This is a genomic window from Flintibacter muris (assembly GCF_943192995.1).
Lineage (GTDB): Bacteria > Bacillota > Clostridia > Oscillospirales > Oscillospiraceae > Lawsonibacter > Lawsonibacter muris.
Window position 1 is genome coordinate 1 of the sequence record NZ_CALPCP010000067.1, and the last position, 11,563, is coordinate 11,563.

Below are 11,563 nucleotides of genomic sequence, written 5' to 3' on the forward strand. Positions count from 1 at the left end.
ATGTGGAAAGGTATCCTCGACTCCGAGACGGCGACCATCACTTTTCCAACGACTCTGGATGAGGTTCAGAAGGAAATCTGAAAGAACGGCTGGAGACACTGAGTGTCCGGGAAGGCTATATCCTGGTGGAAAAGGGCCAGGGCGAGCCTCACTGGCTGGAGAAGCTTGCCGCCGCACTGGAATATGAGGACTGCCGTACCCTGAAATCTGCCTTGGATATCTCTCAAAACATCCACTGCTATGAGTGGATACCCAGCGAGGGACTGGCGGACTTCGCGGCAAACCATCTGCGGGACGAGGGTGTGCCGGAGGAGCTGATCCAGTCTGGCGCCATCAATCTCGAGGATTATGCTGAGGATGTGCTGGAGACCTCCGGATATATGCTGACCAGCGGCGAGACCGGGTATGTGATCCGCAACAACAGACAGTTCACCTATGAGTACAGCACCCCGGACGGGGCTGGAATAGCCATGCAATAACAAAATAAAACAGGGGCCGTTTTTCCGAAAGGGATAAATGACCCCTGTTTTTTTATGCCCTTTTTCGGAAAAGTGGCCCGAGAAAGGAGCAAATCATGCGAGAAGAAAGACTTTTGAGCTACCTGAAAGGGGCCTGCCCCGGCAGGAAATACCGGGTAGGCGGCTCAGAACTGGAACGGGCGCTGAGCCTGAGCGGTACCGACCTGCGCAAGCTGGTCAACCGGCTCAGGCGGAAGGGTGTCCCCATCGCCAGCGACCGGCAGGGCTACTTCTACGCCGTCACCGCTGGCGAGATCTACACCACCATCCGACAGCTGCGGCAGATGGTAACCGGTCTGGAGAAGGCCATCGCTGGGCTGGAGGGGTCGCTGGATTCCTTCGGAGAAAGCGGGTGATTGTCATCGCCGGCATCTTTATCAACTGGATCGGCAACAAGACGAAGCTGCTCCCCTACATTTTGCAGATCATTCCACCTGATCTGAACCAGTTCCTGGAGGCGTTTGGCGGCAGCGGGGCCCTCTCCCTGGCGCTCCAGTCAGTCCCCAGCCGGCTGGATATCTATAACGATCTGAACTCGGAACTGGCCAACCTTTTCCTCTGTGTTAAAGAACTTCCCTGTGCGCTGATGAAGGAACTGAAATTCCTGCCCATCCAGTCCCGCGCGACCTTTGAGCTCTACCGGGACTTTGTGGACCACAAGGATATCACCCTGCGCAATATCCAGCAGGAGCTGGACTGCCTGGAGGACCGGGAGTGTTTTACCGAGGAGCAGGCTCAGGTGCTGCGGCCAATTATCTTGAAAAAGCTGGAGCTGTACGACGTACAGCGAGCAGCGGCCTTCGTGTTCCGTATGCGGGGCAGCTTCAGCAGTACCGGCACATCCTTTGGTGTGAAGCCGATGAACGTATCTGGTTTTCTGCGGTCGATCCAGGAGGCATCCGCCCGGCTGAAGGATGTGGTCATTGAGAATAAAAATGCCATCCAGATCATCCGGGAACGGGACAGACCTGGTGGCCTGATCTATGCCGATCCGCCCTATGTCGACGCTGAACGCTTATACCAGGTGTCCCAGCACGATAAGAACCGAGAATTTCATATCCGGCTCTGGCAAACCATCTCTGCTTGCCAGGGGTATGTCATTGTTTCTTATAACGACTGTCCTTTTGTCCGGCAGCTCTACAGGGACTTTTACATTTTGGCCTTTCGTCGGGCCAATCCGCTGTCACAGAAAAAAGGCTCCGAGTACGGAGAACTTCTCATCACCAACTATGATCCCCGGCCCTATCTCACCCAGCTCTCCCTCTTCGACTTGGATACCCATATCGGGGAGTACGACATGGAGCTGGTCAATAAACCAAAATAAATCTGTTGGAGGAACACAATATGAAATTTGTCAAAGAAAGCTCCGTCAAAGGAGTATGTATCACAACCGCCACCCTGAATCTCAGCAAGCTCAACAGCGACGAAAACCTGGAGCTGCATACGCTGGACCACGCTCTGGTCCTTTTGGAAGGTCGGATGACCGCCCCTGAGCTGCTGACCGCTGCCCATGGGCTCGCGCATCTGGCGGCTAATCTGATCAACCACCTGTCTAAGGTCTGCGGCCCCTGTGAGGACTGCGACAAGGACAGCTGTCCCTTTAATGACCTGGAGGAGGAAGTCGTCCAGGTGAACGAATACCTGCGGGAGGCTGCTGGTATCCCCGATGGGGCCAAGCTGTGCGCCGAGGTCGATGAGGAGGCCCACACCGTCACAATTATGGCAGCGGAACACCGCTATGATCTGAGGGACCTTCCCCCCGATCTTCTGGCCACCTTCGCTGAGGCCGGTACCTGCCTGGGTAAGCTGGAGGAGCACATGATCGCGGAGGATATTGTCTATGGCGGCTAAGCATTCCTATTATACAGTCGATGACCTGCGCCTGGGATATGACCCCCAGGGTGAGTCCGGCTGGCGGCAGTCCCGATTTCTGAACTGCCGGGACGCGCTGGAACAGTATCGCTCTCTGCCTGACCACAATGTCAAAGCGGTTGGCGTCAGCAATGGGGAGCAGGATGTAGAGCTGGTACGCCGCCTGCCCACCGATTCCTGCTGGGAAAACGCTCTGGTTCTGGATTTCCTCGCCCTCCCCCTTTGGAAAAAGGAGGAGGGCGTGATCTCCTTGGCCGGAGAGCTGGTGTCCCAACTGAACATCCGGTACTGCCTCGCCGCGGACAGGTTGGTTCCGGCCCCCATTGGGCCGTTTGCGTCCAGGCGGGATTTAAAGGATAGATACCTCTGGCCGGATGTTTCGGGCATCCTCGAGTCCGCCGTCCGCTGGCTGTATCTGTCCGGCATCGGCTGGGTTCCGCCCGAGGAGCTGAAACGCCGCTACCCCGCACCGGAACAGTCCTTCCGCTACCCTGTCATCACCAAATACCGCGTGGACGGAGTAACGGCGGACGGGACCTTTGCTCCGCTGGAGGTCTCCCACTGGGAGTATCTGATGTTGGCCCGCCGTACACAGGAACGGCTTGACCATAAAAAAATTAAGGAGGAGAAACCATGAAAAACAAGAGCAATCCCCAGTCCCAGGCGGCGCCCACACGGGAGACCCTGCCCATGCAGATGGAGGTGAAAATTCACTCCCTGAGCACCAGCGGGAACGTGCTGGCCAACGCCTCGGTGACCCTGAACGGCTGCTTCGCCGTCCGGGGCGTCAAGGTCATCAACAGCGACAGCGGTCCCTTCGTCTCTATGCCCAGCTATAAGGGCAGAGACGGCTACAAGGACGTCTGCTTCCCCTGCACCAGGGAATTCCACCAGCAGTTCAGCGACACGGTGGTGGCCGCCTACCGGCAGGAGCTGTCCCAGCTGCCCCAGCGGCAGCAGGAAACCTCGCAGCAGGAACAGGAGACATTTCCCGCGCCCACAATGACGATGTAAAGGAGAGAACAGAAGATGAAAAAAGTATCCACCCTGTGCGCCGCAGCATTGGCCCTCACTCTGATTATGGCCCCCGCCGCCTATGCGGCGGAACCCAGTCCTGCCTGTTATCCCACCTCTGTCACCCGCAGCGAGGACGGCTCTGAGATTCGCAAGGTCTATGACCTGTTCCCGGAGGATGACCCCGCTGGCATCGCCCGCTCTGACTTCGAACAGGAAGGTTTCCGTTACACCCTGGTGGACCCGCTTAAGCAGGAGACCCCAGAGCATGAGGAGCGGTATCACACCGAAACCGTCTCTATCCCCAGCAAGAACAAGGATATGGAGTCTGTGCTGGCCCTACTGCCCGCCCAGAGGGAGTTCGTCACCGAGGACGGCCTTGCCGGACTCCTGACTCTCCAGCTGGATACGGTCCAGGTGGAGGTGGCCGGGTATGGCAGCTCCACCAAGGAGGTCTCCGCCACCCGCAGCTACCCAAACCTGGTCGGTCAGGATACCCAGTATATTCCCAAGACAATCCAGGACGGCGGACGCACCCTGACTCTCCAGGATATCAGATGGCAGACGGACAACACAGCCAGCTTGGACGGTTATGCTGTTGGCGACCGCTACACCGCCGTGGCCACCTACACCGGCTCCGCCACCAGCAGCTATGTCAAGGGCTACACTGTCACCGCCGACTACAGCGGAACAGTCAGCAGGATTGCCCTGAATAAGACCCGATATGTAGCCATTTTCGAGGGCACGCCGCTCAAGCCCGTGGAGCCGGAGCCTGACCCCAATGCCCAGGCTCCCGCCGCCTTCAACTGGACCATTCTGCTGGTACCTCTGGGCGTGGTCGCCGTGGCCGGTGCTGGTATCGGCGCAGCCCTGTTCCTGAACACAGAAAAGAAAATGAGGAGGATACCGAATGAAAAAAATATCTGTTTTTCTCTCTCTCTTCTCTGCCTGACCGCAGCCCTGATGATTCCTGCCAGCGCCGCCGGTCCTTTAGAGTACAGCATCAGCGCTCCCGACGACCCGGAGTACGGCAAGCCCACCTCCTTTGAGCCGGTATATACCACAGGCGGTGCCATGAAAAACGAGGATGTGAGCAAGAATGCCGCTCTCATCCCGCCCGGCTTCGGTACGCCCAGCGCTGACACCTTGAATACCGGAACGCCCCTCACTCCCAACCTGGCCCCCGGCTATCAGCCCACCACGGGAGCTGTTATCAACGGCAGCACGGGCGTGATTCAGCCTCCCGCCATGGGCGGCGGGATCTCCAGCGGCTCCGTCTATGTCCCCGGCTCGTCCACCGTTACCGTGACCAACCCCGGCAGCACCTCGGGCGGCTATACCGAAGTCACAGATGACCTTTATTACTCGGGAGGCTATTTGGGCCGGCTGAAGATCCCCTCCCTGGATGTAAATGTCAAAATCTACGAGGGCACCGACAGCAAGACACTGGCTAAGGGGGCCGGACACTTTACTGAAACCAGCATCTGGGACGGCAATGTCGCTGTTGCGGGGCATAACCGAGGCACAAATTGCTATTTTGGGTCCATCCACACCTTGAACCTGGGCGACAGGATCACCCTGAGCACCAAGCTGGGAACTCGGACCTATGAGGTGACATCCGTGTCCAAAGTGAGCGAGACGGACAACAGCGGCCTTGCCGCTTCCAGGACCAACACTCTTACACTCTATACCTGTGTTCGGGACCAGAGAGCCTACCGCTGGTGCGTCACCGCGTCCGAGGTTGTATAAATTGCTTCATTTTTAACCATCTTTTTCTCCGGTTTATCTTTCGGTTTCGCTGGACTTGTGACCTTGCTTCCGGTATTGTTGTGCTTGCAAAAGGGCCCAAAATACGGAATATGAGGAGGATCACAAAATGAGCAGAAAGAAAGAGATGACCCTGTTGGCCGCCGGTATCCTGATGGGAGCCGCGCTGGTCCCCACCGCCCAGGCGGCGGTCCGGCAGCTCACTGCCATCCCAAGCACCCAGCGATTCTATGTGGACGGCGCTCCCGTTCCGCTGGAGGCTTACGCCATCAACGGCAGCAACTATGTGAAGCTCCGGGACGTTGGCGAGGCCGTGGGCTTCGAGGTCTCCTATGACGGCTCCACCAACAGCGTCTACATCGGGGAGCGCCCCGTCATTCAGACCAGCGATACCGTCACCATCCCTGCAGACGGCTCCAGATACATTCCCCAGGCCGGGGACCGTATCCGGTGCGACGACGGGTATGTCTACGAGATCAAGGACGTCAGGCGCTACGACAACAACGTATTCGCGGCGGGCCCGGTGGGCCCCCTGCCTACCCCCACCTGTGACTGGAGCGCCTTCCCCCAAAAAGCACTGCCACGGGTGGACATCCAGCACTTCGCCGACCAGTACGGCGACGACCTGTTCGTCCGCAACCTCTACGAAACCCGGCGGATGGAGTACACCATCTACAACGCCCTGGGGAAGGAGCCCGGCGCGTGGCGGGACGGCAGACCGCTGGCAACCGTCCAGCTTACCATCCGGGCTGAGGATGAAGCCTATACTCACTCCTTCTGGCCCTGGCGGGATTCGGAGCTGGAGAAGCTGGTACACAGCCGACCCAACAGCCGCTACTATGTGGAAGCCTGGGACTACTACCACAACGGCATCTTCCAATATACCCACTACTGTGTCGTATCCGAATAAACCGAATACTTCTCCGCACCCCCTCTGAGAACAGAGGGGGTATTTTTTGTCCAAATTTCATTAGGAGGTACTTTGCTTTGAAAAAACGCATGATTTCCCTCTTCCTGGCCCTCGTTACCCTGCTGGGCATCCTGCCTGTAACTTCTCTCGCCGCCCCCACCCTGGAGGAGGCGATGGCCGAGGTAAACGTATACGCCAGGAGTGAGGTCCTGGACTGGCTGACCATGAACGGCAGCGTCAAGGAGCAGCACTACACCTACTACAATTACCGCTCAGAACAGACCGGGCATGTCAAGGAGATCCCCGCCTACTGCGTGGACCCCCGCTGTACGGCGTCCCGGCCCTGGTGCCCGAGGGGACGCCCATCAAGTACACCGCCCCGGATACTGTCTCCGACCCCAAGGTCTGCGGCATTATCGCCAACGGCTATCCCCATGAGCCGCTGTCTACCCTGAACCTGAATACTCCGGAGGAGGCCTACTATGCCACCAAGACCGCCCTGTGGATCTATCTGCTGAGCAACTGGTCTGTCAACGGCCTGGGTATCAACCCCAGGCTGACCGGTGAGGACCGGGCGGCGGCGCAGCGGGTACTGGAGGCCACCAGGACCATCTACAACAGGGGCATGGGCTGGAACAGCATCCCTTCGCCCAAGTTTACCGCCACCGCTGACAAGGACGTGGCCTACCCCGTGACCATCAACGGCCAGCCTTATTACCAGCAGATCATCACCATCTCCAGCGATACCTGGACGTATCAGAAGGCGAAGCTCAGCCTGGCCGACGGCGCGCCTGCCGGGGCCAAGATTCTGGATATGAATGACCAGGAAATCTCCGAGCTGACCATGAGCACATACACCTTCGCGGACGGGCACAAGGGCCAGTGCAAGATTATCTATCCCGCCTCCAGCGTGGCGGGACAGACCGGCACGGTCCAGCTCAATATGGATACGGTGGTCGTTCAGTATCAGATTTACTACGCCAAGTCCCTCCAGGCGGACCAGTACGGCAATATCCAGGACTACATGCTGGATACCGACCCCTACCTGCAGATGGAGGGCTCCTTTATCAGCCGGTACTCCGCCGACCCTGATGACCCCCCTCCGCCTTCTTCCGAAACCGCAATCAAGGTCATCAAGCTGGAGACCGGCACCCTGACACCCCTGGAGGGTGCGGTGTTCAAGATTACCGCACCGGATGGTACTACTCTGGGCTCCTACTCCACACAGAGAGATGGGACCTTTACCGTCCCTGTGACCCAGACCGGCCACTACACCGTGGAGGAGCTGTCTCCCCCCAAGTGGCACCTCATTTCAGGCGACGCCACCCAGCATGTCCAGGCCGTCCACGGAAAGACGGTGGAAGTCACCTTCTACAACGACCCCTACGGCAATCTCCGGGTGGAAAAATACAGCGATACCGGTGAGCCGCTGAAGGGCGTCACCATCCAAATCAAGCACATCGCCACCGGCGAGACCAGGTCCGCTCAGACCGGCCCAGGCGGAGCGGTGGAGTTCACCGAGCTGAAGCCCGACGGCTGGGAGGTCCGGGAGACCGCCGGCATTGAGGGCTGGATAGCCGACACCGATACCGTCCAGACCATGAGCGTGGTCAGCGGGCAGGAATCCACTGTTACCTTTACCAACAAGGAGCTGCCCGGCCTCAAAATTATCAAGTACGACCGGACCACCCTGAAGGTCATGACCGACATCGCCTTTGAAATCTGGCGGGACGGCGAGAGCCTGGGTCAGTACAGCACCAACCAGCAGGGAGAAATCCTCATTACCAACGCCAAGCCCGGCACCTATCTGGTAAAGGAAGTGCAGAGCGACGATGAGCACGTCACCGATGCCACCCCCCAGCAGGTGGAGCTCCACGCCGGGGACGGTATCAAGGAGCTGGTTTTCTTCAACGGCAAAAAGCCCGGTATTCATCTGGTCAAGGTGGACAGCGCCAACCTGTCCAAGCCCATCCCCAACGTCAAGTTCAGCATCCGGGCCGTGGACGGCACCTTCGGCCCCAAGGAGTTTACTACCGACAAAAACGGCGAAATCGACCTGTCCAGACTGTCCCCCGGCGCTTATGAGGTCCTGGAGCTGGAGTGCCCCGGCTATGTCATCGACAAGGCCCAGCGCATTATCCAGCTGGAGGCCGACCGGAACGCCGAGTTTGTATTTACCAACAGCAAGTACCCCGACCTGCTGCTGACAAAGACCAGCTCGGACGTCTCCCCTCTGGCCGGCGTCTCCTTCCGGCTGGCCAAGATCGAGGATGGCAGCCGCTACCTGGACCGCACCACCAACGCCAAGGGCGAAATCCTGTGGGAGGGCCTGGAGCCGGGCGTCTACTCCCTGAAAGAGACGGCTACAGTGGCGGACCACATTCTGGATATCCGGGAGTACCATGTGGAGCTGTTCCCCGGCAAGGTGAGTACAATCGCCATTGAGAATCAGAAGCGGCCCAACCTGGTCGTCTACAAGCATGACGCCGACACCGGGGAGGCAGTGCCTGATACTGTGTTCCTGGTGAAAGCGGCGGACGGTCACAGCGTGGACGAGATCAAGACGGACAGCCAGGGCAAAGCTACCCTGTCCAACCTCCTGCCTGGAGTATATGAAATCTCCGAGAAATCCGTCCCGGCCCCCTGGCTCATGGACGCCCCCAGTCAGCTTGTGACGCTGTACCCCAACCGGGACCATACTGTGTACTTTGAGAACCACAAGAAGCCGACTTTGACCGTAAATAAGGTGGACAGCATCACAAAAAGCCCCATCAAGGGGGCCAAGTTTGAGGTCTGGTACGGGAGCAACAGCACCACCACCGGGGAGCTGAACAGCCTGGGCACCTTCTTCTCCGACGAGAACGGCCAGTTCTCTCTTGATCTGCTGCGGGACGGCTGGTACAGGGTGACGGAGCTGGCCCCCGCCGCTGGGTACACCATCAAGCAGCCCGCCACCCAGGAATTTTATATCAAGGGCGGCGAGAGCAAGGTCATCACCTTTGAGAACGTGCCCAAGAACGCCATCATCGTCGAAAAATATGACAGCGTGACCGGCGCGGCCCTCCCTGGCTGCACGTTCCAGCTGCGTTACCTGGGCGGCACCTCCGGCACGGGCGGCACCGTGATTGGCACCAAAGTCACCGGGAAGAACGGCACCGCCATGTGGACGGGCCTCAACCCCGGCGCGTATGTGCTGGAGGAAGTGGACGCTGCGGACGGGTACAACATCATCCAGTCCTCCGAAACTATCATGCTGGCCGACAGCGGTGAGCAGAGCGTTGTTACCGTCAGATTTTCCAATGCCCCGGACGGAATTTTGCTTATCCGCAAGGTCTGTTCGGTGAACCCCTCCGTTACCTTGCAGAACGCCGAGTTCAAGGTTTTGTATGCGGATGGCACCGTTGTGGGCGACAGCAACGGCGTGTACCGCACGGACGAAAACGGCGAAATCCGTATCACCGGCCTGACCCCCGGTAAGAGCGTGGTGGTGACGGAAACCCGCGCCCCCGCTGGCTTTATTCTGGACACGCAGAGCCAGACGGTACAAATCAAAGAGGGGCGTACCGTCAGCCTGACGTTCAAGAACCAGCCAAAAGGGGCCATCATCATCCAGAAACGGGACAGCGTCACTGGTCAGCCCCTCCCTGGTGCGGAGTTCAGAGTAACCACCGCCGCAGGCTGTGAGGTTGGGCTGGACGGCGTGATCGGCACGTCTACGTTGACCCAAAACGGCATTTTTACCACCGACGCACAGGGCGAAATCAAGATCACCAACCTCGCCCCCGGAGCATATATTTTGTCTGAAATCAAGGCTCCGACAGGGTACGTCATGGACAGGGCCAGCACCAATGTTGTCATTGGACAGGGCGGCGACACACAGACCGTCATTGTGAAAAACTCCAAGGCCGGGACATTGGTCATCGACAAGCGGGACGCCCTCACCGGCAAGCCCTTAAAGGGCGTCACCTTCAAGGTGACTACCTCCACAGGGGAGTTTGTACCGGCTGAAAACGGACAGATCAGCAGCAACGGCCTGTACTTCACCGACAAGGACGGCAAAATCACCATCAACGGCGTGGTGGGGACGCTGGTGGTGACGGAAACGGCCACCATCCCCGGTTACACCATCGATGAGGCCACCCGGACGCAGACGGTGGTGGTAAACCCCAACGACACGCAGACCCTCCACTTCACCAACACCCCCAGCACCACCCTTGTCATTGAGAAGTACATCGAGGGCACCACGACCCCGCTGAAAGGCGTTACTTTCCTTGTGACAGACTCCAGCGGGGCCGTCGTTGGCAACAGCAACGGCGAGTTTATCACGGACGAGGCGGGCCGGATTGTGCTGGACGGCCTGACCCCCGGCACCACCGTCACCGCACGGGAGATCAAGGCGTTGGAGGGCTATGTTTTGGACGGCCAGCCCAAGTCCATTCTTAGTCAAAGCGGGCGAAGTCCAGTACCTCCGTTTTTACAACGCCAAGCAGGGCTGTATCGTGGTGAAGAAGCTGGACAAGCAGACCAGGGAGCCGCTGGCCGGGGTGGAGTTCCAGATCACCTACTCGGACGGGAGCTATCTGGACGACGACTACGGCCATCTGTCCAGCAAGGGCCTTTATAAGACCGACGCCAACGGCGAGATCCGCATTTCCGGCGTGGTGGGTACGCTGGTCATCACGGAAACCAAGCCCCTGCCTGGTTACGTCATGGACGAGGGCACCAGGACGCAGACGGTCAAGGTGAACCCCTCCGACACGCAGACCATTACTGTGTATAACACCAAAGTTGGCGGGCTGGAGCTGATCAAGGTCTCTGAGAGCGATAAAACCAAGCGTATCCCCGACACAACCTTTGAAATCAGGAAGATAGACGGAGCCCTGGTGGATACCATCACCACCGACAAACAGGGCCACGCCCATCTGGACCTGGATGCAGGGGACTACTACGCTGTGGAGATCGAAGCGGCGCAGGGCTTCAAGCTGGACGCCACCCCCACCTACTTCACCATCCGGGATGGCAAAGCCACCACAGTCACCATTACGAACCGGGCGGTCAGCGGTATCCTGATCCACAAGGTCGACAGCGTTACCAAGCAGGGTATCTATGGAGTAACCTTCCTCCTCTACGACGCCAGCAAGAATCCCATAGGGCAGTACAGCAGCGATGACAAGGGCTACGTCCATATCGACGACCTGCCCGGCTCTGGCCGCTACTACCTGAGGGAGCTGGAAAATGAGGGTTACATCGTGGACACCCAGCTGAAGACAGTTTATGTCACCGCAGGAACCACTACCGAGATCACCTGGGAGAACACCGCTGTCACTGGTCAGATCCAGATCACCAAGACGTCTGAGGACTACAACTCCATGAACGGCTGGCCCGCCGGGACTCCCATCCCCAACACTGAGAAGCTGTACCAATAGGCTAAAGCCTTTTTAACAAAGTGCGAAAAGCGGCAATCATGCAAACCGCCTGAGCA

At 58.5% G+C, this 11,563-nt stretch carries 11 protein-coding genes; all 11 read left to right on the forward strand.

The genetic code is table 11. From position 1 onward, the window contains the following. Positions 1–125 precede the first annotated feature (125 nt). The 11 genes from NFS22_RS22160 (at position 126) to NFS22_RS23935 (ending at position 11,507) form a co-directional block, all read left to right on the forward strand. On the forward strand, positions 126–479 hold the full coding sequence (locus NFS22_RS22160) for a hypothetical protein (RefSeq protein ID WP_251319841.1): 354 nt from the start codon (positions 126–128) through the stop codon (positions 477–479). A 95-nt stretch (positions 480–574) separates the two neighbouring features. Next, positions 575–874, forward strand: coding sequence for a helix-turn-helix domain-containing protein (locus NFS22_RS22165; protein WP_251319842.1), 300 nt, complete (start codon positions 575–577; stop codon positions 872–874). Next, positions 871–1,842 carry a DNA adenine methylase gene (locus NFS22_RS22170; RefSeq protein ID WP_251319843.1) on the forward strand — a complete coding sequence of 324 codons (972 nt, stop codon included), beginning with the start codon at positions 871–873 and terminating at the stop codon, positions 1,840–1,842. The genes NFS22_RS22165 and NFS22_RS22170 overlap by 4 nt, the downstream gene beginning before the upstream one ends. A gap of 20 nt (positions 1,843–1,862) precedes the next feature. Then, complete coding sequence (locus NFS22_RS22175; protein ID WP_251319844.1) at positions 1,863–2,369, forward strand: hypothetical protein; 507 nt, start codon at positions 1,863–1,865, stop codon at positions 2,367–2,369. Further along, positions 2,359–3,027 carry a hypothetical protein gene (locus NFS22_RS22180; protein WP_251319845.1) on the forward strand — a complete coding sequence of 223 codons (669 nt, stop codon included), beginning with the start codon at positions 2,359–2,361 and terminating at the stop codon, positions 3,025–3,027. The genes NFS22_RS22175 and NFS22_RS22180 overlap by 11 nt, the downstream gene beginning before the upstream one ends. Beyond that, positions 3,024–3,404, forward strand: a complete 381-nt coding sequence (locus tag NFS22_RS22185) for a SpoVG family protein (RefSeq protein ID WP_251319846.1) — start codon at positions 3,024–3,026, stop codon at positions 3,402–3,404. Before NFS22_RS22180 ends, NFS22_RS22185 begins: the two co-directional genes overlap by 4 nt. Before the next feature lie 963 nt (positions 3,405–4,367). Beyond that, a complete protein-coding gene (locus NFS22_RS24200; protein ID WP_420908906.1) occupies positions 4,368–5,153 on the forward strand; it encodes a class D sortase in 786 nt (261 codons plus the stop codon). A gap of 127 nt (positions 5,154–5,280) precedes the next feature. Beyond that, a complete protein-coding gene (locus NFS22_RS22200) occupies positions 5,281–6,081 on the forward strand; it encodes a stalk domain-containing protein (RefSeq protein WP_251319847.1) in 801 nt (266 codons plus the stop codon). A 77-nt stretch (positions 6,082–6,158) separates the two neighbouring features. Continuing rightward, a complete protein-coding gene (locus tag NFS22_RS23930) occupies positions 6,159–6,536 on the forward strand; it encodes a hypothetical protein (RefSeq protein ID WP_338148057.1) in 378 nt (125 codons plus the stop codon). Beyond that, positions 6,428–10,705 (forward strand): SpaA isopeptide-forming pilin-related protein, encoded by a 4,278-nt coding sequence (locus NFS22_RS22205; protein WP_338148058.1) that lies wholly within the window; start codon positions 6,428–6,430, stop codon positions 10,703–10,705. Before NFS22_RS23930 ends, NFS22_RS22205 begins: the two co-directional genes overlap by 109 nt. Further along, entirely contained in the window at positions 10,626–11,507 is an 882-nt protein-coding gene (locus NFS22_RS23935) for an MSCRAMM family protein (protein WP_338148059.1), read from the forward strand. Before NFS22_RS22205 ends, NFS22_RS23935 begins: the two co-directional genes overlap by 80 nt. Positions 11,508–11,563: the final 56 nt, after the last annotated feature.

Excerpts from the sequence above, each read along its gene's own strand:
- NFS22_RS22165 (WP_251319842.1), top strand. The coding sequence starts at position 575 with ATGCGAGAAGAAAGACTTTTGAGCTACCTGAAAGGGGCCTGCCCCGGC.
- NFS22_RS22175 (WP_251319844.1), top strand. The coding sequence starts at position 1,863 with ATGAAATTTGTCAAAGAAAGCTCCGTCAAAGGAGTATGTATCACAACC.
- NFS22_RS22180 (WP_251319845.1), top strand. The coding sequence starts at position 2,359 with ATGGCGGCTAAGCATTCCTATTATACAGTCGATGACCTGCGCCTGGGA.
- NFS22_RS22185 (WP_251319846.1), top strand. The coding sequence starts at position 3,024 with ATGAAAAACAAGAGCAATCCCCAGTCCCAGGCGGCGCCCACACGGGAG.
- NFS22_RS24200 (WP_420908906.1), top strand. The coding sequence starts at position 4,368 with ATGATTCCTGCCAGCGCCGCCGGTCCTTTAGAGTACAGCATCAGCGCT.
- NFS22_RS22200 (WP_251319847.1), top strand. The coding sequence starts at position 5,281 with ATGAGCAGAAAGAAAGAGATGACCCTGTTGGCCGCCGGTATCCTGATG.